16 protein-coding genes are annotated in these 15,016 nt (G+C 36.7%); 13 read left to right on the top strand and 3 right to left on the bottom strand.

Features of this window, described 5'->3' with window-relative positions; all coding sequences use genetic code 11:
- Position 1 precedes the first annotated feature (1 nt).
- Together BOD01S_RS09690 and BOD01S_RS22935 are read left to right on the top strand one after the other, a co-directional pair.
- On the top strand, positions 2-928 hold the full coding sequence (locus BOD01S_RS09690; RefSeq protein WP_052124833.1) for a C39 family peptidase: 927 nt from the start codon (positions 2-4) through the stop codon (positions 926-928).
- Positions 929-1,008: 80 nt separating this feature from the next.
- The gene (locus BOD01S_RS22935; RefSeq protein ID WP_156117029.1) at positions 1,009-1,170 is read left to right on the top strand and encodes a hypothetical protein; all 162 of its coding nucleotides are present in this window, start codon (positions 1,009-1,011) and stop codon (positions 1,168-1,170) included.
- 25 nt (positions 1,171-1,195) lie between these two features.
- On the opposite strand, the gene BOD01S_RS09685 is transcribed toward BOD01S_RS22935, so the two are convergent.
- Positions 1,196-1,846, bottom strand: coding sequence for a DedA family protein (locus BOD01S_RS09685; protein ID WP_036154531.1), 651 nt, complete (start codon positions 1,844-1,846; stop codon positions 1,196-1,198).
- Positions 1,847-1,947: 101 nt separating this feature from the next.
- On the opposite strand from BOD01S_RS09685, the gene BOD01S_RS09680 reads away from it, so the two are divergent.
- The 3 genes from BOD01S_RS09680 (at position 1,948) to nagA (ending at position 4,663) form a co-directional block, all read left to right on the top strand.
- The gene (locus BOD01S_RS09680) at positions 1,948-2,448 is read left to right on the top strand and encodes a DUF1648 domain-containing protein (RefSeq protein WP_036154533.1); all 501 of its coding nucleotides are present in this window, start codon (positions 1,948-1,950) and stop codon (positions 2,446-2,448) included.
- 131 nt (positions 2,449-2,579) lie between these two features.
- Entirely contained in the window at positions 2,580-3,065 is a 486-nt protein-coding gene (locus BOD01S_RS09675) for a nucleoside 2-deoxyribosyltransferase (protein ID WP_036154535.1), read from the top strand.
- A gap of 473 nt (positions 3,066-3,538) precedes the next feature.
- Entirely contained in the window at positions 3,539-4,663 is a 1,125-nt protein-coding gene (gene nagA, locus BOD01S_RS09670) for an N-acetylglucosamine-6-phosphate deacetylase (protein ID WP_036154537.1), read from the top strand.
- 108 nt (positions 4,664-4,771) lie between these two features.
- Here the strand turns inward: nagA and BOD01S_RS09665 are convergent, their stop codons facing one another.
- Positions 4,772-5,911, bottom strand: a complete 1,140-nt coding sequence (locus tag BOD01S_RS09665) for an ABC transporter ATP-binding protein (RefSeq protein WP_052124834.1) — start codon at positions 5,909-5,911, stop codon at positions 4,772-4,774.
- 413 nt (positions 5,912-6,324) lie between these two features.
- Here BOD01S_RS09665 and BOD01S_RS09660 point away from each other — a divergent pair, with 413 nt between their 5' ends.
- The 8 genes from BOD01S_RS09660 to BOD01S_RS09625 all read left to right on the top strand — a co-directional run bounded on the left by BOD01S_RS09660 (position 6,325) and on the right by BOD01S_RS09625 (position 13,611).
- Positions 6,325-7,236 carry a dihydrodipicolinate synthase family protein gene (locus BOD01S_RS09660; protein ID WP_036154732.1) on the top strand — a complete coding sequence of 304 codons (912 nt, stop codon included), beginning with the start codon at positions 6,325-6,327 and terminating at the stop codon, positions 7,234-7,236.
- A 10-nt stretch (positions 7,237-7,246) separates the two neighbouring features.
- A complete protein-coding gene (locus BOD01S_RS09655; RefSeq protein ID WP_036154539.1) occupies positions 7,247-7,888 on the top strand; it encodes a GDSL-type esterase/lipase family protein in 642 nt (213 codons plus the stop codon).
- A 16-nt stretch (positions 7,889-7,904) separates the two neighbouring features.
- Positions 7,905-9,281, top strand: coding sequence for an ABC transporter substrate-binding protein (locus BOD01S_RS09650; RefSeq protein ID WP_036154542.1), 1,377 nt, complete (start codon positions 7,905-7,907; stop codon positions 9,279-9,281).
- Positions 9,282-9,350: 69 nt separating this feature from the next.
- Entirely contained in the window at positions 9,351-10,220 is an 870-nt protein-coding gene (locus BOD01S_RS09645; RefSeq protein ID WP_036154544.1) for a carbohydrate ABC transporter permease, read from the top strand.
- A 15-nt stretch (positions 10,221-10,235) separates the two neighbouring features.
- Complete coding sequence (locus BOD01S_RS09640; RefSeq protein WP_036154546.1) at positions 10,236-11,072, top strand: carbohydrate ABC transporter permease; 837 nt, start codon at positions 10,236-10,238, stop codon at positions 11,070-11,072.
- A 25-nt stretch (positions 11,073-11,097) separates the two neighbouring features.
- Positions 11,098-11,790 (top strand): N-acetylmannosamine-6-phosphate 2-epimerase, encoded by a 693-nt coding sequence (locus tag BOD01S_RS09635; RefSeq protein WP_036154548.1) that lies wholly within the window; start codon positions 11,098-11,100, stop codon positions 11,788-11,790.
- Positions 11,791-11,814: 24 nt separating this feature from the next.
- Positions 11,815-12,708, top strand: coding sequence for an ROK family protein (locus BOD01S_RS09630; protein ID WP_036154550.1), 894 nt, complete (start codon positions 11,815-11,817; stop codon positions 12,706-12,708).
- Positions 12,709-12,753: 45 nt separating this feature from the next.
- Positions 12,754-13,611, top strand: coding sequence for a MurR/RpiR family transcriptional regulator (locus BOD01S_RS09625; protein WP_052124835.1), 858 nt, complete (start codon positions 12,754-12,756; stop codon positions 13,609-13,611).
- A 330-nt stretch (positions 13,612-13,941) separates the two neighbouring features.
- Here BOD01S_RS09625 and nagB read toward each other — a convergent pair whose 3' ends face one another.
- The gene (nagB, locus tag BOD01S_RS09620) at positions 13,942-14,655 is read right to left on the bottom strand and encodes a glucosamine-6-phosphate deaminase (RefSeq protein ID WP_174523080.1); all 714 of its coding nucleotides are present in this window, start codon (positions 14,653-14,655) and stop codon (positions 13,942-13,944) included.
- Positions 14,656-15,016 lie beyond the last annotated feature (361 nt).

Raw genomic sequence — 15,016 nt, 5'->3', positions numbered from 1 at the left:
TTTGAGCCTTTTGTTATTAGCCTGCCATGGGAATGATACCCAAGGGAAAACAGAAGGAGCTGGACTTGTTGTAATGCCGGTGGAGTATTACAGCGGTGCAGCGGTCAGTAATGTGATGGTGGAAGTATATGACGAAGCCGGTGAACAGATCGGTTCAGAAATAAGCTATGAGGGCGAAGCGGTTTTTCCGAATGTACAGTCCGATAAAACGTATTTGATACGTATCGGTCCGGAACAATATATAGAGGATGATACATGGGGTACGCAAAAGACGATTGTTTTTGATGCCTCCAGCCCTCAGGTCGTGATTGAGACGAATGCAGTAGACCATGAGCAGGCTTTGGCTGTTCCGGTGCAAATGCAAAAACCGGAACTCCCTCATGGTTGTGAAATTACATCGTTAACTTCTGTACTAGCCTATTACGGGGCGGAAACAGACAAAGTCACAATGTCCTCTAAATATTTACCAAAGCAGGCATTCAAGCAGGAAGGAAGCCGGAAAATTGGCCCGAATCCGAATGAATACTATGCCGGTGAACCGAGCAGTCCCAAAGGCACTTATTCGTTTGCCGGACCAATCGTACAGGCGGCAAATGACTATATAGATGAACATGAGATGAATCTTATAGCAGAAAACAAAAGCGGGAGCTCCGTAGAAGAGATTGAGCAATACATTAAGCTCGGTGTTCCTGTCATCAGCTGGGTGACGCTTGATTTATCTGAGCCGCGTAAAAAGGGCGGCTGGTATATCGCCGGCACAAACACATTCCATGAAATGTATACAAATCTCCATGCGGTCGTTATCGTTGATATTACAGATAAAAGCGTGGAAGTAATGGATCCATTAAAGGGGATAGTCCAGTTGGATAAAAAGCAGTTTTTCGCCAGCTATAAAGCGTTAGGTGAACAGGCTGTGGTCGTTTATTAGAAAGCCGCCATTTTGGCGGCTTTTTCTTATGGAGGCCATTTTATGGTATAATTTTCTTGTAAAACAGAGGAGGGAAAAGCATGTTATTGCCACAGCAGATAACAGCTGCATTTGAAAAATTAACTGAAGAGGAAGCAAAAGCCCTATTGGTAGAAATATTCACCGCACGCAACTACGGCAATCAAGAAATGATTATGGTGATCAACGAAATGGTGGAGCGGTTGGGAATGGAAAAACAGTAAGTGCCTCATAGTGAAGCACTTACTGTCAGGCTAATTTTCGGTTTTTGGCCATTTGCTTTACATAGGCATAGATTGTAGGGATAAGCACAACAGCTGAAATGAGCAGCAAGGTGAACATCAGATTATCAGCAACCCATGGGATATTCCCGAGGGCATAGCCGGAGAAAAGCCATACAAAAGTCCATAAAAGAGCCCCTGCCACATTATAGCGCACAAATTTTTTGTACGGATATTGGGTAAAGCCTGACATGAATGGCGTCATCGTCCGCATAAGAGGGATAAAGCGGCTGAACGTCAGGGCAACCCGGTCATAATCTTCGATAAAGGTCTTGGCTCTCGTTAGTACATCGGATGATATAAAGCGGAACAGCAATGACTTTTCCTGCGGGACTCGTCCGAATAGCCTTCCGATGAAATAATTATTGCTATCAGCCAATGTAGTAGCAATAAAATATAGTACAAACAGCGGGATGATGTCTAATTTATCAAGCGCAGCCAATGCTCCGCTGGCAAAGACGAGTGAATCTCCTGGTAAAAAAGTGAGGACGACAAAAGCTGTCTTTGTAAAAACTACGGCAAATAATAGAAAATAAATAAGTATGCCGAACTTCTTAATGTAATAATACAATTCTGTATCAACCGCTCTTAAAAATTCAAAAATTTCTGCAATTGACATGGGATACCCTCATCTAATATGTTTTATTTTCTCATTATAATTGGAAGAGGAAATAAAATACAAATAAAATCTTCAGTACATAGAAGAAAGGGGAGAAAGAAATGGATTCGAATAGACCAAAAGTACATATTGAAAAGACAACGCTCACGAAATTTGCAGATATTCTGGGTAATGCAGGTATATTGGTAATGATATTGCTTGTTGCTCTTAATTGGGGCAGCTTGCCTGACACAGTCCCTACCCATTTTAATGGAGCAGGGGATGCAGACGGGTGGGGCTCTAAATTTACGCTGCTCATTTTACCTGTCATTGCTATCTTCCTGCATATTCTTTTGGGAGTGGTAGAAAGAAAACCGCATCTGCATAATTATCCTGTCCGCCTTACAGAGGAGAATGCGCCGCTGTTTTATGCAGAAAGCGTGAAAATAATTAATTTGACTAAAAATATTATTGCTCTTATGTTTGCTTATATTACCTATCATATAATACGAGGTGCCCTGAATGGCAGTGACCAGCTGAATATTATTGGACTGGCAATCTTTATCATTCTTTTATTCCTTGTAATTATTGTCGGCATGGTTCGTATGTCGAAAATCAAATAGCTCTACTAGTTTGCAAGAAAACCGTACTATTAAATAATATTTAAATGATCCTCCTGAAAATTGCCCTAGGCTGACAGTAAAAACTTATTGTATGATGGATAGTGGAGTCTAGCGATAAGGGAGAGAGAATGATGAAAGCATATTTAGCAAATGGTCTATTTTCTATTGGCGACCGTTATGTAAATGAACAGATTGCCAAAGCACTGCGGGAGGCTATTGATGGTATTGCCCTATACGTGCCACAGGAAAATGACGCTATAAACGATAAATCAGCCTATGCTGACAGTCTGGCTATTGCCGCTGCGGATTTGGCGCATCTACAGGAAAGTGATGTGCTGATTGCCGTAATGGACGGAGTGGAAATCGATTCGGGAGTAGCCGCAGAAATTGGTGTCTTCTCAACCTTTAACCGGCCAATCATTGCACTGCTTTCAGATGTCCGCCAGCAGGGACGGGACAACGAGAAAAAGATTCAGGCCCTCATAGAAGACGGAGTGGAAAATCAATTTATCTACCGTAATTTATTTGTAGTAGGCCTTATTAAACAAAACGGTGTAATTGTAAATACGATTGAGCAATTAGTCGATGAAGTTGAGAAATGCCTGCAAAAAAATTAAAAAATAGTTTAGAAGAGAAAGGGTATTTCTATAAGAATATTTATAGGAATACTCTTTTTTAATGCTATAAATAAAGATTTTCTATTCAAGCTTAGGTTTTTAAGAAATTTGAGCGTAACAAACGCACAGAATCTCTGGTTTTTATCTACTTGAATTGTGAAGAAATAAGGAATAGAAAGGGGGTCTGTGCTTTACTTTTCATTTATTATGTGAAAAAGAGAACCTCATAGAAAAGCCGGCAAGACCGCCTTTTGCGTGGGATTTTATATAAGTAGATGAATAAACGATGGATAACTTTCAGAACCCATGCATTTTTATGGGAAAGCCTTATGGGACAACATTTCCGAAATTAAAGAAATGATATAATATAATTATTGATGATTTAGAATTTTCGTTAGTTTTAGGTGTCATTAGCAGTAAAACAGCTTTGGTACACTGAATATTATTTGATTAACAGAAAAGGTTGTGAATAAATGGCAATTATTATTCAAAATATTGAGATATGGAATGCACATGAAGAGCCGAAAAAAAGTACTTTGTTCATAGAGGATCAATTTTTCGTTGAAGAAGCACAAAATTCCGATAGTGAAATCATCCAAGGTGACTCTCTCATTGCGATGCCAGGCTTTGTCGATTTACATATTCATGGCGCTATGGGAGGCGACGTAATGGATGCTACGCAAGAAGCGCTCAAAGCCATAGCAGAAGCACTTGTTACAGAAGGGACTACTGCATTTTTAGCTACTACGATGACACAATCAGAGCATAAGATTGAAAAAGCTTTACAGAATGCTGCAAATTTTAGGAGCAATTATAGCCAAATGATTGGTATACATTTGGAAGGGCCATTTGTGAATCGTCTAAGAGCAGGAGCACAACCTGAACAATATATTCAACAACCTAATATACAGCTTTTTAAGAAGTGGCATGAAGTAAGTAAAAGAAAAATCAAATACATCACCATTGCACCAGAGCTGGTTACAGATAATTTTATCGAAGAATTGAGAAGTTTGGATGTTATCGTAAGTGCCGGACATACTGATGCTACAAGTGAAGAATTACGTACTGCTCAACAAAAAGGAGTTCAATCGGTTACTCATTTATATAATCAAATGAAACCGTTTCATCACCGAGAAATCGGCGCAATTGGGGAAGCTTTATTGAATGATGAGCTATATTGTGAGATTATAGCTGACTTTGTACATAGTAGTAAGGAAGCAGTGCAGTTCGCCTTGAAAACTAAAGGAGCGGACCGAGTTTTCTTAATTACTGATGCAATGCGTGCAAAAGGGCTTGAAAAAGGCATATATGATTTAGGTGGGCAACAAGTAAATGTCGATCACGATGCGCGGTTAGGAGATGGAACGTTAGCCGGTTCCATTCTGAAGATGAATGTTGCTGTAAAAAATGTTTCATCGCTATGCAGTCCACAAGAGTTGGTGAAGATATCAAGTTATAATGCAAATCGTTTGTTAAAACGTGAAGGCTATGGAGTCATCGCGCCTCGTTATTTTGCAGATCTCGTTTTATTAGATAAGAATTTCAATGTGAAATATACAATTATTAATGGGGAAATTGTTTATTCGGCTAACGACTAGGCCATAGGGAAAAATTGTGGCATTTCTCATAAAGGATATGAATAGAAAAATCAAAAAGCCCTGAAAGCTTTATATAAGCTTTCAGGGCTTTGGCGTATACACTAAAAATTAGATGACAATAGTTTCGTTTGGAATGTTTTCTACAGATTTTTTTTCAAATGCAATACGCATTTCACTTTCTTTATCGAAGAAATGAACTTTATCCATGTCAATAAATAATGGGATACTATCATTCACAGAAATATTCGCTTGTGAATCAATTCGTGCTACAAAATTTTCATTATTAATCTGTGAATAAATATTGATTTCAGCACCCATTAACTCTGCTACGTCGACAGTAATGTTGATTTTCATTTCATTCGCCTGATTGGCTGGTTCAATGTCGAAATGCTCCGGACGAATCCCCACAATAAGTTCTTTGTTTTTATATCCTTCTGCATGTAATTGTTTTAATTTTTTTTCTGGCAAGTGCAGCAGGTTGTCACCTAAAATTACCCCTGTATCTGTTAGTGTTCCAGTGAAAAAGTTCATAGCTGGAGAGCCTATAAAACCTCCAACGAATACATTGACTGGATAATCATATACTTCTTTTGGTGTTCCCACCTGTTGGATAAATCCATCCTTCATAATAACGATGCGTGATGCCATAGTCATTGCTTCTGTTTGATCATGTGTTACATAAATTGTTGTTGTTTTTAAGCGTTGGTGGAGTTTAATGATTTCTGAACGCATCTGGACACGTAGCTTGGCATCCAGGTTTGAAAGTGGTTCATCCATTAAAAACACTTTTGCATCACGTACAATGGCGCGCCCCAATGCTACACGCTGACGTTGGCCGCCAGAAAGCGCTTTCGGTTTACGCTCTAAATAGTCTTCTAATCCTAGAATTTTAGCAGCGTTCATAACGCGGTCTTTAATTTCTTCTTTTGGAAGTTTACGAAGCTTTAACCCGAATGCCATATTCTCAAAAACTGTCATATGGGGATAAAGTGCATAGTTTTGAAATACCATCGCAATGTCACGATCTTTTGCAGGGACATCATTCATATGGACATCATCGATAAGGAAATCACCTTTCGAAATTTCTTCTAATCCCGCAATCATTCGCAATGTTGTTGATTTTCCACAGCCAGATGGACCAACAAAAACAATGAACTCCTGATCATGAATATGCAAATTAAAGTCGGTTACAGCCGTAACCTTTTTGTCATACACTTTATAAATATTTTGTAATTTTAACTCAGCCATTTAATATCCCTCTTTCCTGTAAGTTTGTTAGTTATTAAAAATATAAAGCTAGTCTTTACTGCCATTTTTAAGGACTTTTTGTGCGTTACCCTTTTAAATATATGAAATTTCTGAAAAATACGTATCTAATCATATGAGTACTAAAGGATAAACAAATTATCCTGTTTCTAGAGGCAGCGACGTAAACAGTACAAATCTTAATGAAACTTTACTATGAATTGTATTTATTCTACAACGTAATGGAAAATTTGTCTTGCAAATGGTGAAAATTTTTTTCTTTTAAAACCAAAATAAAGAAAATTATTTACTAAATTTAATTGTTAAGGTATATTGTTGTTGAAAACGTTGTCATGTTATTTTTTGAAAATTACACGCGTATTACAGTTTGCAGGTTTTATAAATATGTTGAGGTGATGAGATTGATAGTTGAAAAATTTAAAGGGATATTTCCAGCATTTTATGCTTGTTACGATGAAGAAGGCAATATTTCAGAAAGCCGAACAAAACAATTTGCAAATTATTTAGTTTCAAAAGGAATTCAAGGTCTTTATGTTGGTGGAAGTTCAGGTGAATGTATATATCAAAATTTGGAAGAGAGAAAATTAACGCTGCGATATGTAGCAGAGGCAGTTGGGCATCAAATTACATTGATTGCACATGTCGGGGCACCTTCAACAAGGGATAGTATTGAATTAGCAAAATATGCAGAACAGTTAGGCTATGATGCATTATCAGCCATCCCGCCTATTTATTTTGTATTGCCAGAAGATTCGATTTATCACTATTGGACGGACATTTTAGAAAGCACTAATTTACCATTTATTATTTATAATATCCCGCAAACGACAGGATACAACTTGTCAATTCAATTGTTAAATAGAATGTTGCAGCATGGGAAAGTGATCGGAGTAAAAAATTCATCAATGCCAGTAATGGATATCGAACGTTTTAAAACAGCTAGCTCCAATAATTTAATCCTATTTAATGGACCTGATGAGCAGTTCGTGGCCGGTAGACTAATGGGCGCCGATAGCGGGATTGGCGGCACATATGCTGTAATGGTTGAATTGTTCTTAAAGGCAAATGAATTTATATCCTCTGGCGATATCGCCCGTGCACAACAAATTCAATCAGATATTAATAGCATTATTATAGCGTTATGTTCCTTAAATGGGTCAATGTATTCAGCTATTAAAGAAGTGCTAAAGAAAAACAATATGGATATTGGTAGTGTAAGAAAGCCATTGCAACCGGTAACAGGTGAAGATTTACAAAAAATTGATGAGATTAAAGCAATGATTGATCAGGCAATAGCAAAATATTAAGGGGGATTTTATGAGGGAATCAATTGTTTGCTATGGTGATTCAAATACTTGGGGATACAATGCTGAGGATGAGTCAAGGTTTCCCGAACATATTCGATGGCCAGGGGTTCTTTCCAGTTTAGTAGGTGAACATTATAAGGTGATTGAAGAGGGGTTATCCGGGCGTACAAGTGTAATGGACGATCCGTTATTTGAAGGATTGAATGGCTTAATGTATATCACACCGTGTTTAAAATCACACTCCCCAATTAAATTAGTAATTATTATGTTAGGGACGAATGATACGAAAGAAAGGTTTGGATTAACTTCTTATAACATCGCACAAGGAATTATGCGAGTTGTAGAAAAAGCGAAACATTCCTTATCAGGTGTAAATGCCGAAAGTCCAAATATTTTAGTTATTTGTCCACCAAGAATTGGCGAAAAGTACAGGCAATCAATAGTTGGCGATGCAATGGGGGATCAGTGTGCCGAAAAATCTGCACAATTAGGTCAATATTTAAAGACGATGACTGAGCAAGCGATGGTTCCTTACCTAGATGCATCTTCGATTCCAATGAATGAAGTTGACTATATGCATTTGACGAAGGAAGGTCACAAGCAATTAGCACAGCTTGTCTTCGATAAAATTTCAGAATTATTGAAAAAATGATAAGGGAGAGATGGGAATGTTAAAGAGAAAACATTTAGCTTTAGGAATGACCGCTATACTAAGTATATCGGCATTAGTTGGTTGTTCTGATAGTAAAGATGAAAGTAACAAAGGGGATACGATTGAATTAAAGGTCATGCTCACTCCACAGTGGAAAGGCGTTATCGATGCAGCTGAAGAAGGTGCTGATTATGATAGTTTCTTTAAATATGCAGCAGAGCAATTTGAAGCAGAGCATAAAAATGTGGATATTAGTGTTGAAGTAGTTGCAGGAGATCAGCGTGACGAATTATTAAATGTTAATTTAAATGGTGGCACGCCGCCTGATGTTTTCTTTGAAAGCGTATTTGCAATGGGAGATTATGCACACCGCGGAGCACTTGTTCCGTTAAATGACATTATTGATGATGAAGCTAAAGCAGATATCGAGCAAGGATATTGGGACAGTGTAACATTTGGCGATGATATTTATTTCTATCCGTTCTCCCATAATCCAGGCACATTTACGTACAATGCCGATATGTTTAAAGCGGCTGGTTTAGATCAATATATCGGGGAAGAAAACGAAATCAAAACATGGACAATGGAAGAGTACGAAGAAATTCTAAAAACATTAAAAGAGAAATTACCTTCTACAGATTATTCCAATGCCAATGCTATGGGCATGTACGCTTTAAATAACCAAGGGGATACGTGGAATTTGGCATATTTGCGCATGTTTGGTAATGAGTTTTTTGACGAGGAAGGCAATATCATTCTAGATGATGCAAGTGGCGTGAAAGCAGCAGAATGGATGAACAATGTTTATCAATCAGGCTATACAAACCCAGGTGCAGAGTCGGTATCTTCTAATGACGTCAATGCGCTATTCCAAAATCAGCAATTAGCGATCAGCTTTACAAACCCTATTTTATTTAATAATGCTAAAGCAGATATGGAAGCTGGAAAAATGGCAAAGTTCGATATGCGTTTAGCTAATATACCTTCTGAAAGTGGCGATCCATTAACATTCACATATGTAACGGGAGCTGCAGTATTCGATACAAAGGATGAAGAGCGTATTGAAATGAGTAAAGAATTCGTGAAGTTCGTTTCTACGGATGAAGAGTTAATAAAAGCATCGAAAAATGGTATTCCAGTTCGCACATCTGTTTCAGAGTTATATAAATCTGAAAATCCATTGTTTGCTGCATATGCTCAAAACTCTCAATATATTTTCAATTTCACAGGAAATGTACCTGGCTACAGTCAATTACGACAAGTGCTTTATCCAGAGCTGCAAGCAATGTTTACAGAGCAATTGACACCTGAAGAAGCAGTGAAAAATTATCAAGAAAAGGGGAATCAAGTAATTAACGACGCAAAAGAGGACTCAGTAATTTTTAATAAGTAAACCAATAAATATTAAAAATTCAAGCTTCAATTATACGGAGCTTGAATTTTTGTAGGAAGGTTTGATTGTATGAAGCTGAAAGATACGATGAGAGAGAATATTTCCGGTTATATATTTATTGCACCTCAAATCATCTTGTTTTTAGTGTTTTTAGTTTATCCGATTTTTGAAGGGATTCGGTTAAGTTTATTTAAAATTAACTATCAAAGTGAAACATTTATTGGTTTAGCCAACTATGGAAAATTATTTGCAGATCCAATATTTGTTAAGTCGATTATTAATACATTGATTTTTGTTGTATTTATTGTGGCTTTAACAGTATTATTTGCGATGTTTGTCGCTTCAGCAATATTTGATAAAAATGCAAAATACGTTTCAATTATTCGAGGAGCTTATTACATCCCGGTAATGGTATCGATGGTAGTAATGAGTATGATTTGGAGCTTTTTATTGAACCCAGCAAACGGGCTGATTCCTTTTTTAGCAAGGAAGATGGAAATGTCTGTGAACTTTTTAGGTGACACCAATTGGGTATTGCCGGTCATCATTTTTGTAACGTTTGCTACAAATGTAGGCCAGGCAATCATTTTGTACATTGCATCGATGATCGGAGTACCGAAAGAGTTGTTTGAAGCGGCAGAAGTAGATGGTGCCAGCCGCATAAAAGTTATCTTTAAAATCATTTTACCAATGGTTAAGCCAACAACGATTTACATTATTATTATGAATATTATTGCTGTATTGAAGATATTTGTTGTTATACAGTTATTAACTGGTGGTGGGCCTAATAATGCATCGACGACAATGATGTACTACTTGTATAACAATGCATTCAAATATAATCAGCTAGGTATAGCTTCGGCGGTTGGGGTTATTATGTTTATCATTACTTTATTATTATCGGTACCTCAGTTGAGAGCTATGTTGAAGAAGGACTAAGGGGGAGTGAAGAATATGTTTAAAAACAATAAAATGAAACGAGAGAAATATGATGTCATTGCAAATATTATTGTTATCTTCTTTGCTATTTGTAGCTTATTCCCTCTCTATTGGCTCGTCACAAGTTCCTTTAAGAATAGTGTAGATGTAGTCAAAATGCCTCCTGACTGGTTCCCGCAAACATTTACTTTAAGCAATTACGTAGATGTATTTAATAATCAACCTGCATTTAAGTGGGCATTTAATAGTATTACTGTTGCGCTAGTGGCAACAATTGCTTTATTAATAGTCAGTTCAATGGCTGCTTATGCCTTTTCAAAGCTGCAATTTAAAGGGAAAAATATCATTTTCATTATTTTTATTTCGAGTTTGATGATACCAAAGGAAGTTATGATTGTACCGTTATTCCGGATCATCCAAGATCTAGGGATGGTTAACACGTTAAGTGGGATGATTTGGCCAAACGTAGCAACAGCTTTCGGGGTATTTTTATTGAAAGGATTTTTTGATACAATACCCGATTCATTAAGAGAAGCTGCAAAAATGGATGGTGCAAGTGAATTTCGCATCTTCTTTACTATTATGTTGCCATTAGTGAAACCAGGTTTAGGAGCATTATTTATTTTAAACTTTGTAAACGTTTGGAACGATTATCTATGGCAGCTTGTAGTAGGGCAAGCTGAAGGTTCAAAAACATTAATGGTAGGTATTGCAACGTTAATGCAAGATTTAAATCCAAACTTTGCGTATAAAATGGCTGGGGCGGTAGTTGGTGCAATCCCAATGTTAATTATTTTTGTTTTGTTCCAAAAGTACTTTACAAGGGGAATTACTATTGGATCTGATAAATAAACTTTGAATATTGGGAGAATAGAAAATGGATAATAAATTAAAAGTATTAGATTGTCTGAAGGGACATCTAATTGTATCGTGCCAAGCACTGCCAGAGGAGCCGTTACATAGCTCGTTCATAATGAGTAAAATGGCTTATGCTGCGATGCTGGGCGGTGCAAAGGGAATTCGGGCTAATAGTATCGAAGATATACGAGCAATCAAAAAAGAAGTGAACTTGCCTATTATCGGTATTATTAAAGCTGTTTATGAAAATTCAAACGTTTATATTACGCCTACGAAAAAAGAAATTGATTTACTTGTTGAGGAAGGGGTTGAAATTATTGCACTTGATGCAACTAATCGAATGCGCCCAGATGGGAAAATGATATCAGAATTATTTCCCGAAATCCGTAACCAATATAAAAATCAACTATTTATGGCGGACTGTTCTACATATGAGGAGGCAATAGATGCGTATAAATTAGGCTTTGACTGTATTGGAACGACGCTTAGTGGTTATACATCCTATACGAAAGATGTCCATTTACCAAATATCTCCTTATTAGAGCGATTAGTTAAAGAGTTACCGATACCAATTATTGCTGAAGGCGGTATTTGGTCTCCTGAACAGTTAAAGCAATGTTTTGATGCAGGTATTCATGCTGCTGTTGTCGGCACAGCAATTACGAGACCGATGGACATAACAAAGAGGTTTGTAAATGCGATTAAAAATTAGAATCGTTATTTTGCAGGTGACAATATGACAATTTTAGCTATTGATATCGGGGGAACAGCAATAAAGGTTGGAAAGATCTCTATCTCGGGGAAGCTCATATCATTTCAAGAATATGAGAATGATGGAACAAAAGGCGGGCCAGTTTTAATAGAGCGTTTATGTGAAATTATTGATGGGCAAAAGGAATATAGCGCAATAGGTGTTAGCACCGCAGGCCAGGTAGACAGTAAATCAGGAACAATCATTTTTGCCAATGATAATATCCCTAATTATACAGGTACACAACTAAAAAAAATTTTAGAGGAACGATACAAGGTTCCAGTTGCAGTTGAAAATGATGTGAATGCTGCTGCGCTAGGAGAACGATATTTTGGGGCAGGGCGTTCATATCAAAATTTCATTTGTTTAACGTATGGTACTGGCATTGGTGGCGCTATTATAATAAATTCAAATGTATATAAAGGATTAAATGGTGTGGCAGGTGAATTTGGGCATATTTTAGTGCACCCAAATGGATTACCTTGCAAATGCGGAAAAGCCGGCTGCTACGAATCGTATGCTTCCACTACAGCATTATTAAAGAGAGCAAAAGAAGTCGACATGAGTTTCTATAATGGGAAAATTGTGTTTCAGCATTATGAGGAAGGTTATTTACCAATTCAAGAAATAGTGCACGACTGGATTAATGAAGTCGCAATAGGTATTACATCGTTAGTCCATATATTTAATCCACCAGCCATTATTATCGGTGGGGGAATAATGGAACAAAGGAACCTTGTTGATAAAATTGAAAAGCAAGTGCAGTCGATGATTATGAGTAGCTTTGCAGAAGTGAAGATTTTGCAAGCAGCTTTAGGCAATAAAGCTGGATTGTTTGGTGCTGCATCGCTACACTTATCAAATATAATTACACAATAAATGGTCGTGTCCAATTCACTAATTTAATTAGAAGGAGCTGATTTGTTGTCAAATATTGATATATTCGCGCTCATTAACTCACGATACAATGCATTTACAAATACGGAACGTAAAGTTGCAGATTTTATTAAAGAAAATAGTAGAGATGTATTGTATATGTCAATAACGGATTTAGCGGATGCTTGTAATGCTGGGGAATCAAGTATTTTCCGGTTTTGTAAAACACTTGATTTAAAGGGGTATCAAGAATTTAAAATTGTTTTGGCACATAGTATTTCAATTGAGGATGAAACACCACCGCAAATCTCTAGTGAAATTACATTAAATGATTCAATAGAAGATCTTTCTTCAAAAATTTTAGCGTCTAACATTGAAGCTATAACAGAAACATACAATTTACTCGATGTGCAGCATATACAAGCTGCTACAAGTTTATTAGTTCATGCCAATCGTATTCATTTCTTTGGTGTTGGTTCTTCGGGAGTTTCTGCGCTCGAGGCGAAAAATAAATTTATGCGTATTACGAATAAGACGGAATATTCAACAGATGTGCATTTTCAAATGATGTCTGCTGCATTAATGGAAGAGAATGATGTAGCAGTAATATTTTCTTACTCTGGGTCTACTAAAGATGCATTGGAGATTGCCGAAGTCGTTAAAGAAAAAGGCGCAAAAATAATAGTAATTACACGTTTTGCAAAGTCGCCTTTAACGGCATTTTCAGATATCACGCTGCTTTGTGGAGGAAGAGAAGGCCCATTACAAGGCGGTAGTTTATCAGTGAAATCATCTCAATTATATATTTTAGATTTGCTTTATTATAGTTTTATTAAGGAAACTAAAAGCCATTCTATAAAAAATAAAGAATTGACTGCTCAGGCTGTTATTACAAAAGTTTTGTAATAATAGCTTTTTTTATTCTTGTTCTATTTAAGGGAAAAGCTTTTTGTTGAGCCATATGAACAACTTTCAATGGAAGAAAATGAAGTTGCGGGGATTCTTTCCGTAAAATCCAAAACATTCAAAAAAGGCACTTACCAGTCAGTTACTCATAGCAAATGCCGAAACCTATGATTCAATTGATATTTCACCAAATCAAAAAAAGAAACAATCTAGCGCTGTCTAATAGTATGGAAAAGCCGTGAAAATAGTGGTGATCGTTAGGCATCCAAGTTTTAAAGCAGCGGATAAATTCCAGGCTTACAGAGAGTGTGTATATACATACATTTGTTGTTATTTTACTCCAGTGTAAATGACGGTTACATCTTGATGGCTGTTTAATGCACTAGCTGGGAAATCTTCGGTAACTTCACCACTGCGCAAACGATTAATTGCCTCTTGTTTCGATGCTCCTGAAATTAATAGCACCACTTTTTTAGCATTCATAATCGTCTGAATACCCATTGTAATTGCATGTGTCGGCACGTCATCGATTGAATCAAAGTAGATTTTATTTGCTTCACGTGTTGACTGTGCAAGCTCTATAACATTCGTTTCTAATGTAAAGGGAGTGCCTGGTTCATTAAAGCCAATATGACCGTTTACACCAATCCCTAAAAGCTGTATATCAATTCCTCCAGCTGCCTTAATCATTACATCATATTGCGTTGCAGCCGCTTGTAAGTCCGCTGTATCCCCTTTTGGTACATGAATGTTTTCTCGCTTCATATCCACATGATTAAACAGCTGCTGATCCATATAGTAATGGTAGCTCGCTTTGTTTTCTGGATTAATACCTACATATTCATCTAAATTAAATGACCGGGCATTTTCAAAGGAAATTTCCTTTGCTTTATAAGCCTCAACCAGTTCTTTATAAAACCCTTCTGCTGTACCTCCTGTAGCTAGCCCTAGTACAATTTCGGGATTCTGCTTTAGATTTTCTTTAAAAATATCCGCTGCAATTTCGCTCATCTCTTCATAGCTTGCTGCTTCAATCCATTTCATATTTGCTATTCTATTCATTGGTTATACCTTCTTTCTTTATTAAGTCGGCTTCTTTTAAATACATGAAATTTTCTTACGTTACTATATAAATTTTAAAGTAAATTTTTCTTGTATGCTATAGGTTATGTCATAAAAATTCTGTTTAGGGATAATAATTTTCTCCTTATTTCAATACGTTTTCTATTCGTAACTCGTTATTTCATATATATAAGAAATACCTCCTTAATAGGTTTTTTAAATATATCATCTTGGAACAAAGAGCTGTATTAACTATAATGAGACTAAGAGTATAATCCGAGGGGAATATGTGAAATTTACATGATTGATATAGTAAAATCCAGTTTAATAAAGGGAAGTAATA

The organism is Lysinibacillus odysseyi 34hs-1 = NBRC 100172 (genome assembly GCF_001591965.1).
GTDB classification, from domain to species: domain Bacteria; phylum Bacillota; class Bacilli; order Bacillales_A; family Planococcaceae; genus Lysinibacillus_B; species Lysinibacillus_B odysseyi.
Note: the sequence above shows the minus strand (reverse complement) of the source record. Positions and strands in the feature narration are given on the sequence as shown.

Bases quoted from the DNA above. Each gene is read 5' to 3' on its own strand.
- BOD01S_RS22935 (WP_156117029.1), top strand. From the start codon at position 1,009: ATGTTATTGCCACAGCAGATAACAGCTGCATTTGAAAAATTAACTGAA.
- BOD01S_RS09685 (WP_036154531.1), bottom strand. From the start codon at position 1,846: ATGTCAATTGCAGAAATTTTTGAATTTTTAAGAGCGGTTGATACAGAA.
- BOD01S_RS09680 (WP_036154533.1), top strand. From the start codon at position 1,948: ATGGATTCGAATAGACCAAAAGTACATATTGAAAAGACAACGCTCACG.
- BOD01S_RS09675 (WP_036154535.1), top strand. From the start codon at position 2,580: ATGAAAGCATATTTAGCAAATGGTCTATTTTCTATTGGCGACCGTTAT.
- nagA (WP_036154537.1), top strand. From the start codon at position 3,539: ATGGCAATTATTATTCAAAATATTGAGATATGGAATGCACATGAAGAG.
- BOD01S_RS09665 (WP_052124834.1), bottom strand. From the start codon at position 5,911: ATGGCTGAGTTAAAATTACAAAATATTTATAAAGTGTATGACAAAAAG.
- BOD01S_RS09660 (WP_036154732.1), top strand. From the start codon at position 6,325: ATGAGATTGATAGTTGAAAAATTTAAAGGGATATTTCCAGCATTTTAT.
- BOD01S_RS09655 (WP_036154539.1), top strand. From the start codon at position 7,247: ATGAGGGAATCAATTGTTTGCTATGGTGATTCAAATACTTGGGGATAC.
- BOD01S_RS09650 (WP_036154542.1), top strand. From the start codon at position 7,905: ATGTTAAAGAGAAAACATTTAGCTTTAGGAATGACCGCTATACTAAGT.
- BOD01S_RS09645 (WP_036154544.1), top strand. From the start codon at position 9,351: ATGAAGCTGAAAGATACGATGAGAGAGAATATTTCCGGTTATATATTT.
- BOD01S_RS09640 (WP_036154546.1), top strand. From the start codon at position 10,236: ATGTTTAAAAACAATAAAATGAAACGAGAGAAATATGATGTCATTGCA.
- BOD01S_RS09635 (WP_036154548.1), top strand. From the start codon at position 11,098: ATGGATAATAAATTAAAAGTATTAGATTGTCTGAAGGGACATCTAATT.
- BOD01S_RS09630 (WP_036154550.1), top strand. From the start codon at position 11,815: ATGACAATTTTAGCTATTGATATCGGGGGAACAGCAATAAAGGTTGGA.
- nagB (WP_174523080.1), bottom strand. From the start codon at position 14,655: ATGAAATGGATTGAAGCAGCAAGCTATGAAGAGATGAGCGAAATTGCA.